The following is a 25,748-nucleotide window of genomic DNA, read 5'->3' as shown; positions in this document are numbered from 1 at the left end:
CATGACAGAAACTTTTAAACACACGACCGTGCTGTTGGATGAGGCCGTCAACGGCCTGAACATTCGCGGCGACGGTATTTACATTGACGGTACGTTTGGCCGCGGCGGTCACTCCCGTCTGATTCTGTCCCATTTGGGGCCGGAGGGTCGCCTGCTGGCAATCGATCGCGATCCTCAAGCTATCGCCGCCGCCAGCGACATTGACGATGCGCGCTTCTCTATCATCCACGGTCCTTTCTCTTCCATTGCTGAATACGTTGAAGAGCGCGGGCTGACGGGGAAAATCAACGGCGTACTGCTGGATCTCGGCGTCTCGTCGCCTCAGCTCGACGATCCGGAGCGCGGTTTCTCCTTTATGCGTGACGGCCCGCTCGACATGCGTATGGATCCTACCCGCGGCGTTTCTGCCGCCGAATGGCTGATGAAAGCGGAAGCGGAAGATATCGCCTGGGTTCTCAAGACCTTTGGCGAAGAACGTTTCGCTCGCCGTATTGCTCGCGCCATCGTTGAGCGTAATCAGACTGAACCGATGACGCGCACGAAAGAGCTGGCCGAGCTGATTGCCGCCGCCAGTCCGATTCGTGAAAAGCACAAACACCCGGCAACGCGCTCTTTCCAGGCCATCCGTATCTATATCAACAGTGAACTCGAAGAGATTGAACGTGCGCTCAACGGCGCGTTGGATGTCCTCGCGCCCGAAGGTCGACTGTCGGTGATCAGCTTCCACTCGTTGGAAGACCGCATCGTGAAGCGTTTTATCCGTCATAACAGCCGTGGGCCGCAGGTACCTGCCGGTCTGCCGTTGACGGAAGAGCAGCTCCGCGAACAGGGGGGAAGAACCCTGAAGATCGCAGGAAAAATGAAGCCGTCCGACGCTGAAGTCGCGGAGAACCCGCGCGCGCGTAGTTCCGTACTGCGTTTCGCTGAGAGATTGTCCTCATGATCGGGCACGAACGTCACTCGTTGGCTGGCGTCATTGCAGAAGATCTGCTGCGGCACGGCAAACTGCCGCTGCTGTTGCTGGTCGCTGTTTTGATTTCGGCCGTACTCGTAGTGACGACGGCGCATCGTACTCGTCTGCTGACAGCAGAACGCGAGCGCCTGCTGCTGGAACGGGATGCGCTGGATATCGAATGGCGCAACCTGATTCTGGAAGAGAATGCGCTGGGCGACCATAGCCGTGTCGAGCAGAACGCGATAGAAAAACTCTACATGGGACACGTCGATCCTTCGCAGGAAAATATTGTGGTTAAACAATGAACTGACAGGTTATTACTCAATAAATGAAACCCGCACGCACCGGAAGGTTGAAACGTCAGGAAGAACATGCCAGCTTCGTCAGCTGGCGTTTTGCGTTGCTTTGCGGGGGGATTCTGATCTGTCTGGTCGGCCTGATGCTGCGTACCGCCTATCTGCAGGTCATTGCGCCGGATAAACTGGTGCGCGAAGGCGACATGCGCTCTCTGCGCGTGCAGGAAGTGCCCACCGCGCGCGGAATGATTAGCGATCGCGCGGGTCGTCCGCTGGCGGTGAGCGTCCCGGTCAATGCTATCTGGGCCGATCCCAAGGAAGTGAACGACCACGGCGGCATCACGCTCGATACGCGCTGGAAAGCGCTGGCCGACGCGCTGGAGATGCCGCTCGATCAAATCTCCACCAAGGTCAACGCCAACCCCAACGGCCGTTTCGTTTATCTGGCGCGTCAGATCAACCCCGCTATCGGCGAATACATTCACAAACTGAAGCTGCCGGGCATCAATCTGCGTCAGGAGTCCCGTCGCTACTACCCTTCAGGTCCGGTGACATCTCATTTGATCGGTTTTACCAACATCGACGGGCAGGGCATCGAAGGCGTCGAGAAGAGTTTCGACCGTTGGCTGACCGGCCAACCGGGCGAACGTACCGTACGAAAAGACCGATTCGGGCGCGTGATTGAAGATATCTCCTCCGTCGACAGCCAGGCCGCGCACAACCTGATGTTGAGCATCGACGAACGCCTGCAGGCGCTCGTTTATCGTGAGTTGAATAACGCCGTCGCTTTCAACAAGGCGGAGTCCGGCACTGCCGTGCTGGTTGACGTCAACACTGGCGAAGTGCTGGCGATGGCCAATAGCCCGTCTTACAACCCGAACAACCTGTCCGGCACCACCAACGACGTTATCCGTAACCGCGCCATCACCGATATCTTCGAACCGGGTTCCACCGTGAAGCCGATGGTGGTGATGTCCGCGCTACAGCGCAACGTGGTGAAAGAGAACAGCGTGCTAAATACGCTGCCGTATTACATCAACGGACATGAAATCAAAGACGTAGCGCGCTACAACGAACTGACGTTGACGGGCGTACTGCAGAAATCGAGTAACGTCGGCGTATCACGACTGTCGCTGGCGATGCCTTCTTCGGTGTTAGTGGATACTTACTCTCGCTTTGGTCTGGGCAAGCCCACCAACCTCGGGCTGGTCGGCGAAAGTTCAGGGCTGTTTCCTCACCGCCAGCGCTGGGCGGATATCGAACGCGCGACCTTCTCGTTCGGCTACGGTCTGATGGTCACGCCGCTGCAGCTGGCCAGGATGTACGCCACAATCGGCAGCTTCGGCGTCTATCGCCCTCTTTCCATTACCAAAGTCGACCCGCCGGTGCCGGGAGAACGTATTTTCCCTGAAAACATCGTACGCACCGTGGTGCACATGATGGAGAGCGTCGCGCTGCCGGGCGGCGGCGGCTCGAAAGCCGCCATCAAAGGCTATCGCATTGCCATCAAGACCGGTACGGCCAAGAAAGTCGGGCCGGACGGCAAGTACATCAACAAATACATCGCTTACACCGCCGGTGTTGCCCCGGCCAGTAATCCTCGCTTCGCGCTGGTCGTGGTCATCAATGACCCGCAGGCCGGGAAATACTATGGCGGTGCGGTCTCCGCGCCGGTCTTCGGCGCCATCATGGGCGGCGTGCTTCGCACCATGAACATCGAGCCGGATGCCCTGGCGACGGGGGAGAAAAATGAATTCGTTATTAACCGAAAAGAGGGCTCAGGTGACAGATCGTAATTTGCACGATTTGCTGGCGCCGTGGGTTGCCAACGTTCCCGAGCGCGCGCTGCGGGACATGACGCTGGACAGCCGCATTGCCGCGGCGGGCGACGTTTTTGTCGCCATCGTCGGACATCAAACCGACGGGCGACGCTATATTGCGCAGGCCATCGCTCAAGGTGTGGCTGCGGTGATCGCCCAAGCGGATGAGGAAAATCCGGAAGGCACCGTGTGTGAAAAGCACGGCGTGCCGGTGATTTATCTGGATGAGCTTAATCAGCGGCTTTCGGCGCTGGCGGGACGTTTCTACCGCCAGCCCGCAGAGAGACTCCGTCTGGTCGGCGTGACCGGCACCAACGGCAAAACGACCACCAGCCAGCTGCTGGCGCAGTGGAGCCAGGCGCTGGGCGAAACCAGCGCGGTCATGGGTACCATCGGCAATGGTTTGCTGGGTCGGGAAACCCCGGCGGAAAACACCACGGGATCGGCCATCGGCGTACAGCAGACGCTTAGCCAATTGGTAGATGCGGGCGCGACGTTTGCCGCCATGGAAGTCTCTTCCCACGGACTGGTGCAGCATCGCGTTGCCGCGCTGCCTTTCGCCGCCGCGGTATTTACCAACCTGAGCCGCGACCATCTCGACTATCACGGCGACATGGCGCATTACGAAGAGGCCAAATGGGCGCTCTTCGCGGAACATCAGGTCGGTGAAGCGATTATCAATGCGGACGACGAAGTGGGTCGACGCTGGTTGAGTCGGCTTCCTGATGCGGTGGCCGTGACGCTGGGCTCAGCGCGGCCAGAGGGTCGGAGCCGTTGGCTGCAGGCGACCCGCGTTGAATATCATGACAGCGGTTTCACCGCGCAGGTGGACTCCAGTTGGGGTCCGGCTATGATCCATAGCCGCCTGATGGGCGAGTTCAACGTCAGTAACATTATGCTGGCGCTGGCGACGCTGCTGGCGCTGGGCTATCCGCTGGAGTCGTTGGCTGAAACGGCGACGGCGATCCAGCCGGTGTGCGGTCGGATGGAAGTCTTCCATGCCGAAGGGAAACCCACCGTAGTCGTTGATTACGCCCACACGCCCGACGCGCTGGAAAAAGCGCTGGAGGCGGCAAGACTGCACTGTCAGGGGCAGCTCTGGTGCGTGTTCGGCTGCGGGGGCGATCGCGATAGAGGTAAGCGCCCACTTATGGGAGCGGTAGCGGAACAGCTGGCCGACCGGGTCATCGTGACGGACGACAATCCGCGCAGCGAAGCGCCGCAGGCTATCGTCAAAGATATCCTGAGCGGCCTGATGGACGCCGGACGAGCGCAGACGATTGAAGGTCGAGCAGCGGCGGTCAGCAGCGCGGTAATGCATGCCGGACCGGATGATGTGGTGCTGGTGGCCGGTAAAGGTCACGAAGATTATCAGATCGTGGGCAATCAGCGGCTGGATTACTCCGACCGCATGACGGTCGCACGCCTGTTGGGAGTGGTGGCATGATTCGCGTAACGCTGAGCCAATTGGCGAACGTATTAGACGCCCGTCTGGAAGGGGACGATCTGGCGATCGACGCCGTCTCGACGGACACCCGTCATCTGACGGAAGGCTGCCTGTTTGTGGCGTTGCAGGGCGAGAAATTCGATGCCCATGACTATGCCGAGAATGCGATAAGTCAGGGCGCGGCAGCACTGGTGGTGAGTAAGCGCTTACCCGTTTCGGCGCCGCAGCTCATTGTTAAGGATACGCGGCTGGCGCTCGGCGCGCTGGCTGCCTGGGTACGGCAGCAATCGTCGGCCCGCGTCGTCGCCCTGACCGGTTCGTCCGGCAAGACGTCGGTCAAAGAGATGACCGCGGCGATTCTGCGGCAGTGCGGCAATGTCCTGTATACCGCCGGTAATCTGAATAACGACATCGGCGTACCGTTGACGCTGCTTCGACTGACGCCGGAACATGATTTCGCCGTCATTGAGCTGGGCGCGAACCACATCGGCGAGATTGCCTACACCGCCGATCTCACGCGGCCGGAAACGGCGCTGGTCAACAATATTGCGGCGGCGCATCTGGAAGGGTTCGGGTCGCTGGCCGGTGTTGCGCAGGCTAAGGGCGAAATCTTCAACGGTCTGCCCGCTGATGGCGTTGCCATTCTTAACGCCGACAGCAATGACTGGCCGCATTGGCAAACGACGCTGACGCAGAAAACCGTCTGGCGTTTTTCGCCGGAAGCCGCAGAGGATGTGGACTTCTTCGCCAGCGATGTCGCGGTGCAAGCGCAGGGGACGACGTTCACCCTGCACAGCCCGATCGGCGAGGTTGAGGTCACGTTACCGTTGCCGGGTAAACACAACATCGCCAACGCGCTGGCGGCTGCGGCGCTGGCGATGTCCGTCGGTGCATCGCTGGAGGACGTGAAATCTGGGCTGGCGCAGCTTCAGGCGGTGCCGGGGCGTTTGTTCCCGCTCTCTCTGGGCGGTGAACAACGGGTGCTCGACGACAGCTACAACGCCAACGTGGGTTCTCTGACGGCGGCGGTGCAGGTGCTGGCGGACATGCCGGGTTATCGGGTACTGGTCGTCGGTGACATGGCGGAGTTGGGGCAGGAAGCAGAAGCCTGTCACCGTCAGGTCGGCGAGGCGGCACGAATCGCTGGTATCGACCTGGTGCTGAGCGTCGGCACGTTGAGCGAATGGATTAGCCAGGCCAGCGGGCAGGGTGAACATTTTCAGGATAAAGCCGCCGTGGTCGACCGTCTTCGGGCGCTGTTGGCGGAACACACAGTGATTACCATTTTAATAAAAGGCTCACGCAGCGCTGCGATGGAGCAGGTAGTACGCGCATTACAGGAGAAGGCAACATGTTAGTGTGGCTGGCCGAACAATTGGTCAAATTTTATTCCGGCTTCAACGTCTTTTCCTACCTGACGTTTCGAGCCATCGTCAGCCTGCTGACTGCGTTGGTGATCTCGCTCTGGATGGGGCCGCATTTGATTGCTTGGTTACAGCGTTTACAGATTGGTCAGGTCGTTCGCAGCGAAGGGCCGGAGTCGCACTTCAGCAAACGCGGTACGCCGACGATGGGCGGCGTGATGATACTGGCTTCGATCACGATTTCCGTTCTGCTGTGGGTCAACCTGTCTAACCCTTACGTCTGGTGCGTGTTGCTGGTACTGCTGGGCTACGGCATCGTCGGATTCGTGGACGACTACCGCAAGGTTGTACGTAAAGACACTAAAGGGCTGATCGCGCGCTGGAAGTATTTCTGGCAGTCGCTGTTGGCGCTGATCGTCGCCTTTTCCATGTATGCCATCGGCAAAGATACGCCAGCGACGCAGCTGGTCGTACCGTTCTTTAAAGACATCATGCCGCAGTTAGGGTTGATGTATGTGGTGCTGGCGTATTTCGTCATTGTCGGCACCAGCAACGCCGTCAATCTGACTGACGGTCTGGACGGTCTGGCGATTATGCCGACGGTGTTTGTCGCCGCGGGCTTTGGGCTGGTGGCGTGGGCGACGGGGAACATGAACTTCGCCAACTATCTGCATATTCCGTATATCCGCCATGCCAGCGAACTGGTGGTGGTGTGTACGGCGATAGTCGGCGCGGGACTCGGGTTTCTGTGGTTCAACACCTATCCGGCGCAGGTCTTTATGGGCGACGTCGGTTCGCTGGCGCTGGGCGGCGCGCTCGGGACGATCGCCGTGCTGCTGCGTCAGGAATTTTTACTGGTGATCATGGGAGGCGTGTTCGTGGTCGAAACGCTGTCGGTGATCCTGCAGGTTGGCTCCTTTAAGCTGCGCGGCCAGCGGATTTTCCGCATGGCGCCGATTCATCACCACTATGAGCTTAAAGGTTGGCCGGAACCGCGCGTGATTGTGCGGTTCTGGATTATTTCTCTGATGCTGGTGCTCATTGGACTCGTCACACTGAAGGTACGGTAACGACATGGACTATCAGGGTAAAAAAGTCGTCATTATCGGGTTGGGCCTGACCGGGCTCTCCTGTGTTGATTTCTTCCTTGCGCGCGGGGTGACGCCTCGCGTGGTGGATACCCGTGTCAGTCCGCCTGGTCTGGATAAACTGCCTGAGCAGGTCGAACGTTATGTGGGCGGTTTACAGGAAGACTGGCTGATGGACGCCGACCTGATCGTGGCCAGCCCCGGTATCGCGCTGGCCACGCCTGCATTATGCGACGCTGCGGAGGCAGGCATTGAGATCGTCGGCGATATCGAGCTGTTTTGCCGCGAGGCGCAGGCGCCGATCGTCGCGATTACAGGATCGAACGGTAAAAGCACCGTCACCACGCTGGTGGGAGATATGGCGCGTGCGGCCGGTTGGTCGGTAGGCGTTGGCGGCAACATCGGCGTCCCCGCGTTGGAATTGCTCAAGCAGGAGTGCCAGCTGTACGTGCTGGAACTGTCCAGCTTCCAGCTGGAAACAACCTGTAGCCTGCATGCCGCGGCGGCCACCATCCTGAATGTGACGGAAGATCATTCCAACCGTTATCCGTTAGGTCTGCAACAGTACCGCGCCGCGAAGCTGCGCATTTACGAAAACGCCGCGGTCTGCGTGGTGAACGCCGATGATGCGCTGACCATGCCGGTGCGCGGGGCTGACGACCGCTGTCTAAGCTTCGGCGTGGACGTGGGCAACTATCACCTGAATCGGCAGCAGGGCGAAACCTGGCTGCGGGTTAATGGGGAGCGCGTGATCAATACGCGTGAAATCAAATTGGTCGGACAGCATAACTATACCAATGCGCTCGCCGCGTTGGCGCTGGCCGATACGGTGGGCATTCCGCGCGCTTCCGCGCTGGCCGCGCTCACTGGCTTTACCGGTCTGGCGCATCGTTTCCAACTGGTGCTGGATCGCAACGAGGTGCGCTGGATCAACGACTCGAAAGCGACCAACGTCGGCAGTACCGAGGCGGCGCTGAGCGGTTTGCGCATCGACGGCACGCTGCATCTGCTGCTGGGCGGAGACGGCAAATCTGCCGACTTCTCGCCGCTGAAGCCCTATCTTCAGGGCGATAAGGTGCGGCTGTACTGTTTCGGTCGCGATGGCGATCTGCTGGCGGCGCTGCGTCCTGACGTCGCTCAGCGTACCGAGACCCTGGCGCAGGCGATGACGCTCATTGCTCAGCAGGTCAGCCCGGGCGACGTGGTCTTGCTGTCCCCAGCCTGCGCGAGTCTGGATCAGTTCCGCAGCTTTGAGCAGCGCGGCGATGAATTTGCACGTTTGGCGGAGGAACTGGGCTGATGCAAATGGCAGGAGCAGTAGTGGAACGATTGAGACGCTGGGTCATGGGGACGCGCGAAAGCGATAACCTCAGCGCCGTGCTGTACGATCGTACGCTGCTGTGGCTGACGCTCGGACTGGCGGTCATCGGCTTCGTGATGGTGACTTCCGCTTCCATGCCGGTAGGACAACGCCTCGCTGGCGACCCGTTCCTGTTCGCCAAGCGCGACGGACTCTATCTGGCGCTGGCGTTCGGTTTGTCGCTGATCACCATGCGAGTGCCGATGGAAGTCTGGCAGCGTTACAGCCCGGTACTGCTGCTGGTGGCCATTGTGCTGCTGTTGGTGGTCTTGGTCGTCGGGAGTTCGGTCAACGGTGCCTCCCGCTGGATTTCGCTGGGGCCGTTGCGCATACAGCCTGCCGAGTTGTCGAAGCTGGCGCTGTTCTGCTACCTCTCCAGCTACATGGTGCGCAAAGTCGAAGAGGTGCGAAACAACTTCTGGGGCTTCTGTAAACCGATGGGCGTGATGGTGGTGCTGGCGGTGCTGCTGCTGGCGCAGCCTGACCTCGGCACCGTCGTGGTGTTGTTTATTACGACGCTAGCCATGCTGTTCCTGGCGGGCGCCAAACTCTGGCAGTTCCTGGCGATTATCGGCAGCGGCATTTTCGCGGTCTGTCTGCTGATTATTGCGGAACCGTACCGTATCCGCCGTGTGACATCGTTCTGGAACCCTTGGGATGATCCGTTCGGCAGCGGCTATCAGCTGACGCAGTCGCTGATGGCGTTCGGACGCGGCGAAGTGTGGGGGCAGGGACTGGGTAATTCGATTCAGAAACTGGAATATCTGCCGGAAGCGCACACTGACTTTATTTTCTCCATTTTAGGCGAAGAACTGGGCTATATCGGTGTGGTTTTAGCGTTGTTAATGATATTCTTCGTCGCCTTTCGGGCGATGTCGATTGGACGCCGCGCGCTGCAGATCGATCAGCGCTTTTCAGGGTTCCTGGCGTGTTCCATCGGCATTTGGTTCAGTTTCCAAACATTGGTCAATGTGGGAGCCGCGGCGGGCATGTTGCCGACCAAAGGGTTAACCCTGCCGCTGGTCAGTTACGGGGGGTCCAGTCTGTTGATTATGTCGACCGCCATCGTACTGCTGTTACGCATAGATTATGAGACGCGTCTGACGAAAGCGCAGGCGTTTACGAGGAGTGCCCGATGAGTGGCGAAGGCAAGCGTTTGATGGTGATGGCGGGCGGAACCGGGGGCCATGTGTTCCCCGGATTGGCCGTGGCGCATCATCTGATGGCGCAGGGATGGCAGGTGCGCTGGTTGGGCACCGCTGACCGTATGGAAGCCGATTTGGTGCCGAAGCACGGGATTGAGATTGATTTTATCCGCATTTCCGGTCTGCGCGGCAAAGGGCTTAAGGCGTTGATCAGCGCGCCGGTACGTATATTCCGCGCGGTGCGTCAGGCACAGGCGATCATGCGCCAATACCAGCCGGACGTCGTGCTGGGCATGGGCGGCTATGTGTCCGGTCCCGGCGGTTTGGCGGCGTGGCTGTGCGGCATTCCGGTTGTGTTGCATGAACAGAACGGCATCGCCGGGCTGACCAACCGCTGGCTGTCGCGTATTGCGAAAACGGTTCTGCAGGCGTTTCCGGGCGCATTTCCTAAAGCGCCCGTGGTCGGAAACCCTGTGCGCACTGACGTGTTGGCGCTGCCGTTACCGGCGGAACGCCTGGCTGACCGTAGCGGACCTATCCGGGTATTGGTTATCGGCGGCAGCCAGGGCGCTCGGGTATTGAATCAGACGTTGCCGGGCGTGGCCGCCACGCTGGGCGACAGAATCACCCTTTGGCATCAAACTGGTAAAGGCGCGCAAGCCGACGTGCAGGCAGCGTATGCGGCAGCCGGACAGCCGCAGCATAACGTGGTCGAGTTTATTGATGATATGGCCGAGGCTTATGCCTGGGCCGATGTCGTTGTCTGCCGTTCCGGGGCGCTGACGGTCAGTGAGATCGCCGCCGCTGGTTTGCCGGCGCTTTTCGTGCCGTTCCAACATAAGGATCGGCAGCAGTACTGGAACGCGTTGCCGCTGGAACAGGCGGGCGCGGCCAAAATTATCGAGCAGGCCCAGATCAGCGTTGACGCCGTCAGCGATGTCTTGGCCGGCTGGGACCGCGCTACGCTGCGCGACATGGCCGAGAAGGCCCAATCGGTCGCCATTCCTGATGCGACCGAGCGCGTTGCGGCGGAAGTCGTCGCGGCGGCGCGTACACAAGACGTGGCAGCGGTTCAACATTAATCATGACATCGCCGGACACAGGACGGCGATCAATTAGGTAGCGATAGGTAAAAGTGAATACACAACAACTGGCGAAACTGCGTTCAATCGTGCCCGAGATGCATCGCGTCCGGCACATCCACTTTGTTGGCATCGGTGGTGCCGGCATGGGCGGTATCGCCGAAGTTCTGGTTAATGAAGGCTATGAGATTAGCGGCTCCGATTTGGCACCGAATGCCGTTACTCAGCAGCTGAGTGATTTAGGCGCGCAGATCTATTTCCACCACCGTCCGGAAAATGTGAACGGCGCGAGCGTAGTGGTCGTTTCCAGCGCCATTTCCGGCGACAACCCGGAAATCATTGCCGCGAAGGAAGCGCGTATTCCGGTGATCCGCCGGGCCGAAATGCTGGCGGAACTGATGCGGTTTCGTCATGGCATTGCTGTGGCGGGAACTCACGGTAAAACGACGACGACGGCGATGGTGACCAGTATTTACGCGGAAGCCGGTCTGGACCCCACCTTCGTTAACGGCGGACTGGTGAAAGCGGCAGGCACGCACGCGCGACTGGGATCCAGCCGCTACCTGATTGCAGAAGCGGACGAAAGCGATGCGTCTTTCCTGCATTTGCAGCCGATGGCGGCGATCGTGACCAATATCGAAGCCGACCATATGGACACGTATCAGGGTGATTTTGAGAATCTGAAGCAGACGTTCATCAACTTTCTGCACAACCTGCCGTTTTATGGACACGCGGTGATGTGTCTGGACGATCAGGTGGTCCGTGAACTGCTGCCGCGTGTAGGACGCCACGTGACGACATACGGATTCTGTGACGATGCCGATGTGCGTATTGCCAGCTACCGTCAGACAGGAGCTCAAGGCCACTTTACGCTGGAGCGTCAGGGGAAACCTTTGCTGCACGTGACCCTGAATGCGCCTGGCCGCCACAATGCGTTGAATGCGGCGGCGGCGGTTGCGGTCGCCTCAGAAGAAGGGATTGAAGACGACGCGATCCTGCGGGCGCTCGAACGTTTCGAAGGCACCGGTCGTCGTTTTGACTTCCTGGGCGAATATCCGCTGGAGTCGGTAAACGGTAAAAGCGGCGCGGTCATGCTGGTCGATGACTACGGCCATCATCCCACGGAAGTGGACGCCACGATTAAAGCGGCGCGAGCGGGCTGGCCGGAAAAACGGTTGGTCATGGTTTTCCAGCCTCACCGCTATACGCGTACGCGCGATCTGTATGACGACTTCGCGCATGTGCTGTCTCAGGTGGATGTTTTGCTGATGTTGGATGTTTACTCAGCAGGGGAAACGCCTATTCCTGGGGCTGATAGCCGCTCTTTATGCCGTACTATTCGCGGAAGAGGTAGGATTGATCCGATTTTGGTACCGGATGTAGAGACTTTACCTGAATTGTTGGCACCGGCACTGCAAGATGGTGACCTCGTTATGGTTCAGGGCGCAGGTAATATCGGCAAACTGGCCCGCAGGCTGGCGGATTCTCGCTTACAGCCGCAGGTCAAAGGGTAAAAGTAAATGACTGAGAAAGTGGCTGTATTGCTGGGTGGTTCATCCGCAGAACGCGAAATCTCTCTGCTCTCGGGGCAGGCCGTATTGGCCGGGCTGTGTGAAGCAGGAGTGGATGCGCGCGCGGTAGACCCCAGCGACTTCCCGGTCAGTTACCTCAAAGAACAAGGCTTTACCCGGGTATTCATCACGCTGCACGGGCGTGGAGGCGAAGACGGCTCCATGCAGGGCGCGCTGGAGCAACTGGGCCTGCCGTATACCGGCAGCGGCGTGATGGCGTCGGCGCTGACGATGGATAAGTGTCGCACCAAGCAGATTTGGCAGGCGTCAAATTTGCCGGTAGCACCTTATATCGTGCTGAATCGGCATCAGTTTCAGCGCAGTAATCCATCTGGTTTGCTAAAGTTAGTAGAACCTCTCGGTATGCCATTGATTGTCAAGCCGAGTCGGGAAGGTTCCAGCGTCGGAATGAGCAAAGTCGAACAGGCTGAAGCCTTACCTGCGGCGTTGGAAGCGGCCTTCCATCATGACGAAAACGTGATGGTGGAGAAATGGTTGAGCGGTCCGGAGTTTACGGTGGCTATTCTCGGTAACGAAACCTTGCCGTCGATCCGCATTCAGGCGACGGGCACGTTCTACGACTATCAGGCGAAGTACGAGTCGGAAGACACCCGTTACTTTTGCCCCAGCGGTCTGACCGCGGAGCAGGAAAGCGAACTGGCTTCTCTCTCGCTGGCGGCCTACCGCGCGCTGGACTGCAGCGGCTGGGGACGGGTTGATGTGATGATGGACGACGACGGCAAATTTTACCTGTTAGAGGTGAATACCTCTCCGGGGATGACCGAGCACAGCCTGGTACCGATGGCCGCCAAACAACATGGCCTGACGTTTCCACAATTGGTGACACGTATTTTGGAGCTGGCGAGCTGATATGTCGCAAGCGGCGCTAAACACACGCGGACGCGAACCCGAATCGAACGGCGCGCGTCGCAGCAATGGCGGCCAACTGGCAGGCATGATTTTCCTGCTGATGGTGGTGGGTACCATCGCCTGGGGCAGTTGGATGGTGGTGGGATGGATGCAAGATGCCAGCCGGCTGCCGCTGTCTCGGCTGGTGGTGACGGGGGAAAGAACCTACACCACCAACGACGACATTCGTCAGGCGATACTGTCGCTCGGAGCGCCGGGCACGTTTATGACGCAGGACGTCAACGTCATCCAGCAGCAGATTGAACGGCTGCCGTGGATAAAACAGGCTAGCGTGCGCAAGCAGTGGCCGGACGAATTAAAGATTCATCTGGTTGAATACGTGCCCTTCGCACGTTGGAATGACCAGCTGATGGTGGACAGCGACGGAAACGCCTTCAGCGTTCCGGCGGAACGTATCGGTAATAAGAAGATGCCGATGTTGTACGGGCCGGAAGGCAGCGAAGCCGACGTGCTGGAAGGGTATCGGAACATGAACCAGATACTGAGCGCCGGCAAGTTCCAGCTGAAAATGGTTGCGATGACCGCGCGCCATTCCTGGCAGGTCGGTCTGGAAGACGATATCCGCCTGCAGTTGGGACGCGACGATCAGGCTCGCCGTCTGGCGCGATTTATTGAGTTGTATCCGCTTCTTCAACAGCAGGCGAAGGACGGGAACAAACGGATTAACTACGTGGATCTGCGTTACGACTCAGGCGCGGCGGTAGGTTGGGGTCCGGCGTTTATCGATCAGCAACAAGACATTGATCGTCACCAAAACGGTAATCAGCAACAGAATCAGGCACAGGCTAAACAGCAATGATCAAGTCGACGGACAGAAAACTGGTAGTTGGGCTGGAAATCGGTACAGCAAAAGTGGCTGCGCTGGTAGGGGAAGTTCTGCCCGATGGCATGGTCAATATTATCGGTGTGGGTAGTTGCCCGTCACGGGGTATGGATAAAGGCGGCGTGAACGACCTGGAGTCGGTGGTGAAATGCGTACAGCGCGCCATCGACCAGGCCGAACTGATGGCGGACTGCCAGATTTCATCAGTCTATCTGGCGTTGTCTGGCAAACATATCAGCTGCCAGAACGAGATTGGTATGGTGCCGATCTCTGAAGAGGAAGTGACGCTGGACGACGTGGAAAGTGTTGTCCACACAGCGAAATCCGTGCGCGTTCGCGATGAGCATCGCATCCTGCACGTCATCCCGCAGGAGTACGCGATCGACTACCAGGAAGGCATCAAGAATCCGGTAGGGCTGTCCGGCGTACGTATGCAGGCGAAGGTGCATCTGATCACCTGCCATAACGATATGGCGAAGAACATCGTCAAAGCGGTTGAACGCTGCGGTCTGAAAGTCGACCAGCTGATTTTCGCCGGACTGGCATCCAGCTATGCGGTGCTGACTGAAGACGAACGCGAGCTGGGCGTTTGTGTGGTGGATATCGGCGGCGGCACCATGGATATGGCGGTTTACACCGGCGGCGCGCTGCGCCACACCAAGGTGATCCCGTACGCAGGTAACGTGGTCACCAGCGATATTGCTTACGCTTTCGGCACTCCGCCTACGGACGCCGAGGCGATCAAAGTTCGCTACGGCTGCGCGCTGGGCTCTATCGTGAGCAAAGACGAAGCGGTTGAAGTGCCCAGCGTGGGCGGGCGTCCGCCGCGCAGTCTGCAGCGTCAGACGTTGGCCGAGGTTATCGAGCCGCGTTACACCGAACTGTTGAATCTGGTGAACGACGAGCTGTTGCAGTTACAGGAGCAGTTGCGTCAGCAGGGCGTCAAGCATCACCTGGCGGCCGGTATCGTGCTGACGGGAGGAGCCGCACAGATTGACGGCCTGGCCGCATGCGCCCAGCGAGTATTCCATACGCAGGTTCGTATTGGGCAACCGCTGAACATCACAGGCCTGACGGATTATGCGCAGGAGCCTTACTACTCTACGGCGGTAGGGTTGCTGCACTACGGTAAAGAATCTCACCTGAACGGTGAGCATGAAGTGGAAAAACGCGCCTCAGTGAGCCATTGGTTTAAGCGCCTGAACAGCTGGCTGAGAAAAGAATTTTAACGGTTATCAAAAGAGATCCTGGCACAGCTTTTTTGATCTCGAAGTAACACAGGCACAAGACGGAGAGAAACTATGTTTGAACCTATGGAATTGACCAACGACGCGGTGATTAAAGTCATCGGCGTCGGTGGCGGCGGCGGTAACGCGGTCGAGCATATGGTGCGTGAACGCATTGAAGGCGTTGAGTTCTTTGCGGTCAACACTGACGCTCAGGCACTGCGCAAAACGGCGGTTGGGCAGACGATCCAGATCGGTAGCGGTATCACCAAAGGTCTGGGCGCTGGGGCTAACCCGGAAGTCGGCCGTAACTCTGCTGAAGAAGACCGCGAGGCATTACGCGCGTCTCTCGAAGGCGCCGATATGGTGTTTATCGCTGCGGGTATGGGCGGTGGTACGGGTACGGGCGCTGCGCCGGTTGTAGCCGAAGTGGCTAAAGACCTGGGCATTCTGACCGTTGCCGTCGTGACCAAGCCGTTTAACTTCGAAGGCAAAAAACGCATGGCGTTTGCGGAACAAGGTATCGCGGAGCTGTCTAAGCACGTGGATTCCCTGATCACCATCCCGAACGACAAATTGCTGAAAGTTCTGGGACGCGGTATCTCCCTGCTAGATGCGTTCGGTGCTGCCAACGACGTGCTGAAAGGCGCGGTTCAGGGTATCGCTGAACTGATTACCCGTCCGGGGTTGATGAACGTCGACTTCGCGGACGTTCGCACCGTAATGTCCGAAATGGGCTATGCCATGATGGGTTCCGGCGTGGCGCGTGGCGAAGACCGTGCGGAAGAAGCGGCCGAAATGGCGATCTCCAGCCCGTTGCTGGAAGATATCGACCTGTCCGGTGCTCGCGGTGTTCTGGTTAACATCACGGCGGGCTTCGACCTGCGTCTGGATGAGTTCGAAACGGTCGGTAACACGATCCGTGCTTTCGCATCCGACAACGCTACCGTGGTTATCGGTACGTCTCTGGACCCGGAAATGAACGACGAACTGCGCGTCACCGTGGTGGCGACCGGTATCGGCATGGACAAACGTCCGGAAATTACGCTGGTCACCAACAAGCAGAGCAGCCAGCCGGTAATGGACCACCGTTACCAGCAGCATGGCATGTCGCCTCTGCCGCAGGAAAAACCGGCTGCCGCCAAGGTCGTCAATGACCAGAACACGCAGCCTAATAAAGAGCCGGATTACCTGGATATCCCGGCGTTCCTGCGTAAGCAGGCCGATTAACCGGCCGCTTGGTTGGAATCTCCGCTCTTTGTGCTAAACTGTGCCGCCGGCCTTGGTATAGACTGAGGCCGTTGGTTCGGATTAAATGCGAGATAATACGATGATCAAACAACGTACATTAAAACGTATCGTACAGGCGACAGGGGTCGGTTTGCATACCGGCAAAAAAGTCACCCTGACCATGCGTCCTGCACCGGCAAATACCGGGGTCATCTATCGTCGCACTGACTTGAATCCACCGGTTGATTTTCCGGCTGATGCCAAATCCGTGCGTGATACCATGCTCTGTACTTGCCTGGTCAATGAGCATGACGTGCGAATTTCGACCGTGGAGCATCTGAACGCCGCGCTGGCAGGATTGGGCATCGACAACGTGATGATCGAAGTCGATTCTCCTGAAATCCCTATTATGGACGGCAGCGCCAGTCCGTTCGTTTACCTGTTGCTGGACGCCGGCATTGAAGAACTGAACTGTGCTAAGAAGTTCGTTCGGATCAAAGATACCGTGCGCGTAGAAGATGGCGACAAGTGGGCGGAACTGAAACCTTATAACGGTTTCAACCTGGACTTCACCATCGACTTCAATCACCCGGCGATCGACTCTGGCGCACAGCGCTACAAGTTAGAGTTCTCTGCGGACTCTTTCGTCCGTCAGATCAGCCGTGCGCGGACCTTCGGCTTCATGCGGGATATTGAATATCTCCAGTCCCGTGGTCTGTGTCTGGGCGGCAGCTTTGACTGCGCGATTGTCGTCGACGACTACCGCGTGCTGAACGATGACGGTCTGCGTTTTGAAGATGAATTCGTTCGTCACAAAATGCTGGATGCGATCGGCGACCTGTTTATGTGTGGCCATAACATCATTGGTGCCTTCACGGCATTCAAGTCGGGTCATGCGCTGAATAACAAACTGTTGCAGGCTGTGCTGGCGAAACAGGAAGCGTGGGAATACGTGACCTTTGAAGATGAGGCGGAAATGCCGCTGGCGTTCAAAGCGCCTTCGACGGTACTCGCCTAACAAGTCAGAACAACAACTTGTCGTTTTTATGACTGGTTATCACTGGTTTTCTCTCCGGCCAGTGAAGCCAGTCTTTTTAATATCCGCTGTAACCTTTCCGGGCTGTTTTCCGCTAATCCATTCAATATTTCTGCACTCTGCGGACTCAGCGAGCGTTGCTTCGGCACGTCCTTAGCATCAACGCCGGTGGTGGTGTCTGATAGCTTATTATTTTGATGTGCTTTAGCTGCCAGCGAAGGATTAATCCGGATGTCGATTGCTGCTAATGATGGTAGTATTTGAGCACGCAATGCGGAGAGTAATGCGGGCTGTTCATAACGTAGCCGCATCATCCAACTGGCGTTCGCCGTTTCCAGTACTAGCAAACTGCGGCGATAATTTGCGACGCGGCACCAAGGGTGCATTTGCGCTGGCAATAGCGCGCAGACGGCGCGATTAAGTTTTACCAGCGCGGCAGCGCGCTGCTGAATATCTCGCAGCGGACCGCTTCCGGTTTCCGATGCGCTATCAAAAAAAGACTCTAGTGATTGTGGACGACTATCACGCATAACGCAGGCTCCGACGGACAGTAAACTTGTGATTGGTATTCTAAATCGTTGGCGACAATTTGGCAGACGTTATTTTTGGCCGCATCTCCTGTTGGGGATGGTCGCGGCTGGTTTTGGTCTGCCCGTCAGTCTGTGCGAATCCCAGAATGCCCCATCGCTGTCGACCTCGGCGATTAGCCGCCATAACGTTTCCGCCTTTAGCCTGACCGATCTGGTGGCATTGAAAGAGGCTCATCGACGTTCATCCGTCGGCATTGATTATTGGCATCAGCATGCCATTCGCACCGTTATCCGGCATCTGTCGTTTGCTCTGACGGCGCCGCAACCTTCGACGGTGGCTGAAGCGGTTGTGTCCTCGCCCGCACAGCATCAAATCCTAATTGAAACACTCCACGCGCTGTTGACCCAGGAAAACAGGGTGCCGGCGCTCGATGTCTCGACGTACTTCTCCGCAGTATCTACGCTATTCCATCATTCTGGCATCTGGCTTGCCAAGACGATGGGGATACGCGCCGGACCGCTTAACTAACCCCCCACTTTTTTCTGTTAACACGCGCAATAGCCGGGTGAGATAGCCTGGTTTTCTGATGTTATGCCACGGTAACTACGGTGGCATTGTAGAGATTAAAATTATTATGTTAGTGAAACTATTAACCAAAGTTTTCGGTAGCCGTAACGACCGTACTTTACGCCGTATGCGTAAAACTGTAGATGTGATCGCCCAGCTCGAACCCGCAATGGAAAAGCTGTCTGACGACGAGCTGAAGGCCAAAACGCCGGAGTTCCGTGAGCGCATTAAGAAAGGCGAAACGCTGGAAGCGCTGTTACCTGAGGCCTTTGCCGTCGTGCGTGAAGCAAGTAAACGTGTTTTCGGTATGCGCCACTTCGACGTTCAGATGCTGGGCGGGATGGTCCTTAATGAACGCTGCATCGCCGAAATGCGTACCGGTGAAGGTAAAACGCTGACGGCGACGCTGCCCGCGTATCTGAATGGTCTGACCGGCCGCGGCGTGCATGTTGTTACCGTGAACGACTATCTGGCGCAGCGTGATGCCGAGAACAACCGTCCGTTGTTTGAGTATCTTGGTCTGACGGTAGGGATCAACCTGCCAGGCATGCCAGCGCCAGCGAAACGCGAAGCGTATGCGGCTGACATCACTTACGGTACCAACAACGAATATGGTTTCGACTACCTGCGTGACAACATGGCGTTCAGCCCGGAAGAGCGCGTTCAGCGCCCGCTGTTTTACGCCCTGGTGGATGAAGTTGACTCCATTCTGATCGATGAAGCGCGTACCCCGCTGATCATCTCTGGCCCGGCAGAAGACAGCTCCGAGATGTATATCCGCGTCAATAAAATCATCCCGTCGCTGATCCGTCAGGAAAAAGAAGATTCCGACACCTTCCAGGGCGAAGGTCATTTCTCCGTGGATGAAAAATCCCGTCAGGTTAACCTGACAGAACGCGGCTTGGTCAAAATCGAAGAGCTGTTGGTGAACGAAGGCATCATGGATGAAGGCGAATCCCTGTACTCGCCTTCCAACATTATGCTGATGCACCACGTTACCGCTGGTCTGCGAGCGCATGTTCTGTTCACGCGCGACGTTGATTACATCGTTAAAGACGGTGAGGTCATCATTGTCGATGAACATACCGGCCGCACCATGCAGGGGCGTCGCTGGTCTGACGGTCTGCATCAGGCTGTTGAGGCGAAAGAGCACGTCACCATCAATAATGAAAACCAGACGCTGGCCTCCATCACCTTCCAGAACTACTTCCGCCTGTATGAAAAACTGGCGGGGATGACGGGGACGGCGGATACCGAAGCCTTCGAATTCAGCTCTATCTATAAACTGGATACCATTGTCGTACCGACGAACCGTCCGATGATTCGTAAAGATTTGCCCGACCTGGTGTACATGACCGAACGGGAAAAAATCGACGCGATTATCGAAGATATCAGAGAGCGTACGGCGAATGGTCAGCCGGTGCTGGTGGGGACGATCTCGATTGAGAAATCCGAAGTGGTCTCTGACGCGCTGACTCGCGCCGGAGTCAAACACAACGTGCTTAACGCCAAGTTCCATGCCATGGAAGCGGATATCGTCGCACAGGCCGGTCGTCCGGGCGCGGTGACCATCGCCACTAACATGGCCGGTCGTGGTACCGATATCGTGTTGGGCGGCAGCTGGCAAACTGAAATCGCCCAGTTGGAAGCCCCGACAGATGAGCAGATCGCCGCTATTAAAGCAGACTGGCAGGTGCGCCATGATGCGGTGCTGGCTTCGGGCGGTTTGCATATTATCGGCACCGAGCGTCATGAATCGCGTCGTATCGACAACCAGCTGCGTGGCCGTTCCGGTCGTCAGGGGGATGCCGGTTCTTCTCGCTTCTACCTTTCCATGGAAGATGCTCTGATGCGTATCTTCGCCTCTGACCGCGTGTCCAACATGATGCGTAAGCTGGGGATGAAGGAAGGCGAAGCAATCGAACATCCTTGGGTGACCAAGGCGATTGCCAATGCACAGCGTAAAGTGGAAAACCGCAACTTCGATATTCGTAAGCAGCTGTTGGAATACGATGATGTGGCTAACGACCAGCGCCGCGCTATCTATACTCAGCGTAATGAGCTACTGAACTCCGTCGATATCAGCGAGACGGTCGACAGCATTCGTAACGATGTGTTCAAAGCGACCATCGATAACCATATTCCGCCGCAGTCTCTGGAAGAGATGTGGGATATCGAAGGACTGGAACAGCGTCTGAAAAACGATTTCGATCTGGACATGCCGATTGCAGAATGGCTGGAAAAAGAGCCTCAGCTGCATGAAGAAACGCTGCGTGAACGTATCCACGAGCAGGCGATGGAAGTTTACGCCCGCAAAGAAGAAGTCGTGGGCGTCGATGTGATGCGCAATTTCGAAAAAGGCGTCATGCTGCAAACGCTGGACTCCTTGTGGAAAGAGCATCTGGCGGCGATGGACTATCTGCGTCAGGGCATCCATCTGCGCGGCTATGCGCAGAAAGATCCGAAGCAGGAGTACAAACGTGAGTCGTTCTCCATGTTCGCCGCGATGCTGGAAGCGCTGAAATATGAAGTCATCAGCACACTGAGCAAAGTTCAGGTCCGTATGCCGGAAGAGATTGAAGCGTTGGAACAGCAGCGTCGCGAGGAAGCCGAACGTCTGGCAAGCCAGCAGCAACTGAGCCATCAAAGTGAAGCGGCTGCCGCGCCGACTGCAGGTAGTTCATCTGAGCGCAAAATCGGTCGTAACGATCCTTGTCCTTGCGGTTCAGGCAAAAAATACAAACAGTGCCATGGACGTATCCAGAACTAGTCTTCATTAGGGCTGAATCACATCATCGATAAAAATAAAGGCGGTCATTGACCGCCTTTTACTTGGGGAAAAGCTTATGACGCAAAAACCTTTGTCAGTCGCGGTAGGGATTATTCGTAACGCCCAGCGACAGTTTTTTATCGCCTGTCGCCAGGCTGGCTCGCACATGGCCGGTAAATGGGAGTTCCCGGGGGGGAAAGTTGAAACGGGAGAGACGCCCGAACAGGCGCTAATTCGTGAATTGCGTGAGGAAACGGGGATTGAAGCGCGCGATCCTCAAGCGCTCACGGATAAAACGTTCTCCGCAGGCGATCGGCTCATCACGCTGCATTTTTTCCTGGTGGAGCATTGGCAGGGGGAGCCATACGGACGGGAAGGTCAGCCGTCGCGTTGGCTGACCGTCGATGAACTCAAAGAAGAGGAGTTTCCGCCAGCGAATGCGGAGATGATCCGCTGGCTAAAACAGTCGGCGTAACACCAACGTTTAATACTTTGTTTCGCTCCAGTTTTCGCTGTCAGTAATCGCTTCATTACTGGGAATACGTTTTTCTTCTTCGGCCCATTCCCCAAGATCGATTAGCTGGCAGCGTTTGCTGCAGAAAGGGCGGTAAGGACTTTGTTCTCCCCACACCACAGGTTTGGCGCAGGTCGGACATTTTACGGTGGTGATATCGTTGCTCATTGTGTTAACTCCTAACAGCAGGCCAGTTCGAACGTCAGGCGGTCGGGCACTTGTCCATGCTCGCTGTCCAGCGGCATGAAGCGAATCGCATAACGGCTCTTGTGACCAGAAATTTGTGGGTAAAGCTGATGCTCCTGTGCGATCTGTATGCGCAGCAGGTCGGCATCGGCTGCATTGTCCTGATAGAAGCCTTTCAGGCTGATTTGCGGACGGAAGATCGCTGAGTTGCGGATGAGGTCCAGAATCATCCCCAACGTCTGTTCAAATGGCGCGACGCTGTCGAGCCAGGCGCTGACCTGCCGATTTCGGTACTCGACAGGCTGATGCAACCAGGTATGCAGCGTCGGCAAGTCGAAATTACAGCATCCTCCTGGAATGCTGAGCCGTTGGCGCACCATGCCAATAAGACGATCTTCACGCAGGCTTTGGCCCATACGCGGGGCGGCCATCAGTTGGCTCGCCTGCTGGCGTAGCTGCTGGCGAAAGGCATCGATTCGCGCCTGGTCGACGCCGGGAACGTCCTGCCACTGCGTCAACTTCTGCTGCTGGCGTTCCAGTTCCTTCATCAAGTCGGGACGCACATCGCCGCGTTCCAGTACATCCAACAGGTCGGTGGCGGCGCGGAAAAAGCTCAGCGCATCACCGATGTGCTCCAGCGTCTGGTTGTCATGCATCTGTTGGAGCAAAAACTCAAGACGTAGCCACGTCCGCGTTTTCTCATTCAGCGGATATTCAAATAATAGGGTTGAGTAAGCGTCACTCATTATTTTGTCATCCTGTCATTTGCGGATGCCGCCAGCTCAAGATAGCGCTGGTGCAGCATGGCAATTTGTGGGGCAAGTTCGCTCTGGCTGCGGCTATTGTCGATGATGTCGTCGGCATAAGCCAGACGCTGTTCTCGCGTAGCTTGCGCAGACAGGATCTTTTCGGCCTGATGAAGCGACACCCCGTCTCGCGCCAGCGTGCGCTGTAGCTGAATTTCCGGGGTAACGTCCACGACCAGAACCCGTTGCGCCTGCGATTGCAGGCTGTTTTCAATCAGCAGGGGAATGACCCACATCACGTATGGCCCGGGGGCGGCAAGCAACTGGCGCTGAGTTTCCGCGTGGATCAACGGATGCATCAGTTGGTTGAGCCACTCTTTTTCACGTTCGCTGGAAAAAATCTTTGCCCGTAGGGCGGAGCGGTTAAGCGTATCGTCGGCGTTCAGTATCTCGGGGCCGAAGCGTTTTGAGATAGCGGACAACGCAGCCGTTCCAGGCTCTACGACCTGACGGGCGATGATGTCTGCATCGATGATGGTGATGCCTTGCTGGGCGAAACCTTCAGCGACGGTGCTTTTGCCGCTGCCGATACCGCCTGTGAGCGCTACGATGTATGCCATGGTATCGATCTGCAAAATTACCGGTAAATTTACGGGATTCTAGCCTAAATAAAGGTAAATTCGCAGTCTTGCCGCAGGATTATTCGCGCGTATGATGAGCTCACTGGATATGGTTTTAAAGCATACCGACTGTCTCTCTGACGGTCTTCGCCACTGACCAGGACATCTCCTATGCGTATTGAAGAAGATTTAAAGTTAGGCTTTAAAGACGTTCTCATTCGTCCCAAACGCTCCACCCTGAAGAGTCGATCGGAAGTTGAATTAGCACGCGATTTTACCTTTATGCACGCCGGCTGCCGTTGGTCAGGCGTGCCGGTGATTGCGGCTAACATGGATACGGTGGGTACTTTTCGCATGGCTCAGGCATTATCCACGTTCGGCGTGCTGACTGCCGTTCACAAGCACTACTCCGTTGAACAGTGGCAGCAGTTTGTCGCGCAGTCGTCAGAAGAGGTATTGCGCCATGTTATGGTTTCCACGGGGACGTCAAACGACGATTTTAATAAGTTGAAGCAGATTTTGGCTTCGTCGCCTGCGCTGAAATTTATTTGCATTGATGTCGCCAACGGCTACTCCGAACACTTTGTCTCCTTTGTACAAAAAGCGCGTGAAGCGTGTCCTGACAAAGTCATTTGTGCAGGCAATGTGGTTACTGGCGAGATGGTAGAGGAGCTGATTCTTTCGGGGGCGGATATCGTTAAGGTCGGGATTGGTCCAGGTTCCGTTTGTACCACCCGGTTGAAAACGGGCGTGGGCTATCCGCAGCTGTCGGCGGTCATTGAATGTGCCGATGCCGCGCATGGTCTGGGCGGACAGATTGTCAGCGATGGCGGCTGCTCTGTGCCGGGCGATGTCGCCAAAGCCTTCGGCGGCGGCGCTGATTTTGTGATGCTGGGGGGATGCTGGCGGCACACGATGAGTGTGAAGGAACCATCGCCGAAGAAAACGGACAGAAAATGATGCTGTTTTACGGGATGAGCTCGGCATCTGCCATGGAGCGCCATGTTGGCGGCGTAGCCGGTTATCGTGCCGCGGAAGGTAAAACCGTCAAGCTTCCGCTACGTGGTCCGGTGGAATACACCATTCGCGATATTCTTGGCGGTTTGCGCTCAGCCTGCACTTACGTCGGCGCTTCACGCCTGAAAGAGCTGACCAAACGAACAACGTTTATTCGTGTCGCTGAGCAGGAAAACCGGATTTTCAACGGGTAACCCTCTGGCTTTCTTAACTGACGGGATTAGGCCCCCGTCAGTACATGACCCAATTGGAATATGGGCAGATACATCGCTATCACCAGCGTACCGACAATCACTCCCACCGCGCCCATTAATAATGGTTCCAACGTATGAGGCAGCTTGTCCGCAAACTGCTGCGTACTTTTTTCATGCCAATCGGCTAACTGTGTAAACAGGTGCTCGAGCGCGCCGGTTTCTTCTCCGACTCTAATTAACTGTGGGCAGGGCGCAGGGAACAGCGGTGAGCGTTCTAGCGCCTGACTAAGTGGTATGCCGCGCTCGATGAGGCTTTTTATCTCTTTTAACTCTTTCTGATAAAGCGGATGTCCAATCGTCGCGGCTGCTTCCAATCCGGCAGGCAGCGGTAGCGCTGCACCATGAGTCATTGCCAGTGTATGGAAAATCTGGCTGAGGCAACGTCCACGAATCAGTGTGGCGATACCCGGCGCTCTGAGCCACAGGCGTTGTTCCCTGTAGCGCCAGCGTGGATAGGTTTTGCGTAGCCAGCCGTAAGCTGCTGCGAGAGCAATAATTGTTGTGACGAACGTAGCGCCATAGCGTACGCACCGCTCCGAGAGGGTCAGCAAGGTCTGTGTGAGTAGCGGGAGCGGGGCGTTGAATGACGCGTAAAGTCGACCAAACTCGGGTAACACCAAGGTAACCATCAGCGCGCTCACGATCAGGACGGCGGCGGAAACGAAGAGGGGATAGCGTAATGCTTTGGCGACCTTATGCGCCAATTGCTGACGCGCTTCCTGATAGGCGGCGAGCCGTTGGCAGCAGTCGCCCAGCTTGCCGGTCAGTTCGCCTGCGGCAATCAGCGAGCAATACATGGGCGGGAAAATATGGGGGTAGTGCCGAAACGCCTCTGCCAGCGTGACCCCCTGTGCTATCTGTCGACTAACGGAGAATAAGACGCATCGCCACGCCGGTTGGTCATGCTGCCGCGCCATGAGATTCAAGGATTCCAGCAGCGGAAGCCCCGCCTGTAATAGCGAACCGAGTTGGTGAATGACGGCTGCGAGCTGCGCACCGCGCCAGGCATAGCGGGTCAGATATTGGCGGACTTTGAGATTAAGAGGTTGATAACCCTGTTCGAGTAGATGGTCGTACACCTCTTGGCGTTGGCTCGCGATGAGCTCGCCACAACACAGCTCGCCGTTTACACTCAAGGCCTGCCAGTCGTATAACTTTTGCATCACCATC

The 25,748-nt window shown here is 57.0% G+C and carries 23 protein-coding genes and 1 pseudogene; 19 read left to right on the top strand and 5 right to left on the bottom strand.

Annotated features, from left to right (window positions below):
• Position 1: 1 nt before the first annotated feature.
• From rsmH to lpxC, 15 genes are all read left to right on the top strand, one after another.
• A complete protein-coding gene (rsmH, locus tag CKQ53_RS02505) occupies positions 2-943 on the top strand; it encodes a 16S rRNA (cytosine(1402)-N(4))-methyltransferase RsmH (protein WP_085652362.1) in 942 nt (313 codons plus the stop codon).
• Positions 940-1,260, top strand: coding sequence for a cell division protein FtsL (gene ftsL, locus CKQ53_RS02500; protein ID WP_026739107.1), 321 nt, complete (start codon positions 940-942; stop codon positions 1,258-1,260). The genes rsmH and ftsL overlap by 4 nt, the downstream gene beginning before the upstream one ends.
• A gap of 23 nt (positions 1,261-1,283) precedes the next feature.
• Positions 1,284-3,047: a peptidoglycan glycosyltransferase FtsI gene (locus CKQ53_RS02495; RefSeq protein WP_085652363.1), complete on the top strand. Its 1,764-nt coding sequence runs from the start codon at positions 1,284-1,286 to the stop codon at positions 3,045-3,047.
• Positions 3,034-4,518 carry a UDP-N-acetylmuramoyl-L-alanyl-D-glutamate--2,6-diaminopimelate ligase gene (murE, locus tag CKQ53_RS02490; RefSeq protein WP_094118105.1) on the top strand — a complete coding sequence of 495 codons (1,485 nt, stop codon included), beginning with the start codon at positions 3,034-3,036 and terminating at the stop codon, positions 4,516-4,518. Before CKQ53_RS02495 ends, murE begins: the two co-directional genes overlap by 14 nt.
• Positions 4,515-5,876 carry a UDP-N-acetylmuramoyl-tripeptide--D-alanyl-D-alanine ligase gene (murF, locus tag CKQ53_RS02485; RefSeq protein WP_094118106.1) on the top strand — a complete coding sequence of 454 codons (1,362 nt, stop codon included), beginning with the start codon at positions 4,515-4,517 and terminating at the stop codon, positions 5,874-5,876. Before murE ends, murF begins: the two co-directional genes overlap by 4 nt.
• A complete protein-coding gene (gene mraY, locus CKQ53_RS02480; protein WP_026741705.1) occupies positions 5,870-6,952 on the top strand; it encodes a phospho-N-acetylmuramoyl-pentapeptide-transferase in 1,083 nt (360 codons plus the stop codon). The genes murF and mraY overlap by 7 nt, the downstream gene beginning before the upstream one ends.
• A 4-nt stretch (positions 6,953-6,956) precedes the next feature.
• A complete protein-coding gene (gene murD / locus CKQ53_RS02475; RefSeq protein WP_094118107.1) occupies positions 6,957-8,270 on the top strand; it encodes a UDP-N-acetylmuramoyl-L-alanine--D-glutamate ligase in 1,314 nt (437 codons plus the stop codon).
• Positions 8,270-9,469: a cell division protein FtsW gene (gene ftsW, locus CKQ53_RS02470; RefSeq protein ID WP_085652368.1), complete on the top strand. Its 1,200-nt coding sequence runs from the start codon at positions 8,270-8,272 to the stop codon at positions 9,467-9,469. Before murD ends, ftsW begins: the two co-directional genes overlap by 1 nt.
• Positions 9,466-10,557 carry an undecaprenyldiphospho-muramoylpentapeptide beta-N-acetylglucosaminyltransferase gene (murG, locus tag CKQ53_RS02465; protein WP_085652369.1) on the top strand — a complete coding sequence of 364 codons (1,092 nt, stop codon included), beginning with the start codon at positions 9,466-9,468 and terminating at the stop codon, positions 10,555-10,557. The genes ftsW and murG overlap by 4 nt, the downstream gene beginning before the upstream one ends.
• A gap of 53 nt (positions 10,558-10,610) precedes the next feature.
• Positions 10,611-12,071: a UDP-N-acetylmuramate--L-alanine ligase gene (murC, locus tag CKQ53_RS02460; RefSeq protein ID WP_094118108.1), complete on the top strand. Its 1,461-nt coding sequence runs from the start codon at positions 10,611-10,613 to the stop codon at positions 12,069-12,071.
• Positions 12,072-12,077: 6 nt separating this feature from the next.
• Entirely contained in the window at positions 12,078-12,998 is a 921-nt protein-coding gene (locus tag CKQ53_RS02455; protein WP_094118109.1) for a D-alanine--D-alanine ligase, read from the top strand.
• A 1-nt stretch (position 12,999) separates the two neighbouring features.
• Positions 13,000-13,857: a cell division protein FtsQ gene (gene ftsQ / locus CKQ53_RS02450; protein WP_085652372.1), complete on the top strand. Its 858-nt coding sequence runs from the start codon at positions 13,000-13,002 to the stop codon at positions 13,855-13,857.
• Positions 13,854-15,110: a cell division protein FtsA gene (gene ftsA / locus CKQ53_RS02445; RefSeq protein ID WP_085652373.1), complete on the top strand. Its 1,257-nt coding sequence runs from the start codon at positions 13,854-13,856 to the stop codon at positions 15,108-15,110. The genes ftsQ and ftsA overlap by 4 nt, the downstream gene beginning before the upstream one ends.
• A gap of 72 nt (positions 15,111-15,182) precedes the next feature.
• A complete protein-coding gene (gene ftsZ / locus CKQ53_RS02440) occupies positions 15,183-16,337 on the top strand; it encodes a cell division protein FtsZ (protein ID WP_085652374.1) in 1,155 nt (384 codons plus the stop codon).
• A gap of 100 nt (positions 16,338-16,437) precedes the next feature.
• A complete protein-coding gene (gene lpxC, locus CKQ53_RS02435; protein WP_074728283.1) occupies positions 16,438-17,355 on the top strand; it encodes a UDP-3-O-acyl-N-acetylglucosamine deacetylase in 918 nt (305 codons plus the stop codon).
• A 26-nt stretch (positions 17,356-17,381) separates the two neighbouring features.
• Here the strand turns inward: lpxC and CKQ53_RS02430 are convergent, their stop codons facing one another.
• On the bottom strand, positions 17,382-17,903 hold the full coding sequence (locus tag CKQ53_RS02430) for a DUF721 domain-containing protein (RefSeq protein ID WP_085652375.1): 522 nt from the start codon (positions 17,901-17,903) through the stop codon (positions 17,382-17,384).
• Between the two features lie 28 nt (positions 17,904-17,931).
• Between CKQ53_RS02430 and secM the strand changes: the two genes are divergently transcribed.
• The 3 genes from secM to mutT all read left to right on the top strand — a co-directional run bounded on the left by secM (position 17,932) and on the right by mutT (position 21,716).
• Entirely contained in the window at positions 17,932-18,432 is a 501-nt protein-coding gene (gene secM / locus CKQ53_RS02425) for a secA translation cis-regulator SecM (RefSeq protein WP_085652376.1), read from the top strand.
• Between the two features lie 106 nt (positions 18,433-18,538).
• The gene (secA, locus tag CKQ53_RS02420; protein ID WP_085652386.1) at positions 18,539-21,241 is read left to right on the top strand and encodes a preprotein translocase subunit SecA; all 2,703 of its coding nucleotides are present in this window, start codon (positions 18,539-18,541) and stop codon (positions 21,239-21,241) included.
• Between the two features lie 76 nt (positions 21,242-21,317).
• Positions 21,318-21,716: an 8-oxo-dGTP diphosphatase MutT gene (gene mutT / locus CKQ53_RS02415; RefSeq protein WP_085652377.1), complete on the top strand. Its 399-nt coding sequence runs from the start codon at positions 21,318-21,320 to the stop codon at positions 21,714-21,716.
• A 9-nt stretch (positions 21,717-21,725) separates the two neighbouring features.
• On the opposite strand, the gene yacG is transcribed toward mutT, so the two are convergent.
• The 3 genes from yacG to coaE are packed head-to-tail and all read right to left on the bottom strand — an operon-like array spanning position 21,726 to position 23,307.
• Positions 21,726-21,923 carry a DNA gyrase inhibitor YacG gene (gene yacG, locus CKQ53_RS02410; RefSeq protein WP_026739125.1) on the bottom strand — a complete coding sequence of 66 codons (198 nt, stop codon included), beginning with the start codon at positions 21,921-21,923 and terminating at the stop codon, positions 21,726-21,728.
• A gap of 11 nt (positions 21,924-21,934) precedes the next feature.
• Positions 21,935-22,687: a cell division protein ZapD gene (gene zapD, locus CKQ53_RS02405; RefSeq protein WP_094118110.1), complete on the bottom strand. Its 753-nt coding sequence runs from the start codon at positions 22,685-22,687 to the stop codon at positions 21,935-21,937.
• The gene (gene coaE / locus CKQ53_RS02400; protein ID WP_085652379.1) at positions 22,687-23,307 is read right to left on the bottom strand and encodes a dephospho-CoA kinase; all 621 of its coding nucleotides are present in this window, start codon (positions 23,305-23,307) and stop codon (positions 22,687-22,689) included. Before coaE ends, zapD begins: the two co-directional genes overlap by 1 nt.
• A gap of 171 nt (positions 23,308-23,478) precedes the next feature.
• Between coaE and CKQ53_RS02395 the strand changes: the two are divergent.
• Positions 23,479-24,518, top strand: a pseudogene (locus CKQ53_RS02395) (GMP reductase).
• A 26-nt stretch (positions 24,519-24,544) separates the two neighbouring features.
• Here CKQ53_RS02395 and hofC read toward each other — a convergent pair.
• The gene (gene hofC / locus CKQ53_RS02390) at positions 24,545-25,747 is read right to left on the bottom strand and encodes a protein transport protein HofC (RefSeq protein WP_094118112.1); all 1,203 of its coding nucleotides are present in this window, start codon (positions 25,745-25,747) and stop codon (positions 24,545-24,547) included.
• Between the last annotated feature and the right edge of the window lies 1 nt (position 25,748).

Source organism: Lonsdalea britannica (genome assembly GCF_003515985.1).
GTDB lineage: Bacteria > Pseudomonadota > Gammaproteobacteria > Enterobacterales > Enterobacteriaceae > Lonsdalea > Lonsdalea britannica.
This window is presented reverse-complemented; position numbering and strand designations above follow the sequence as displayed.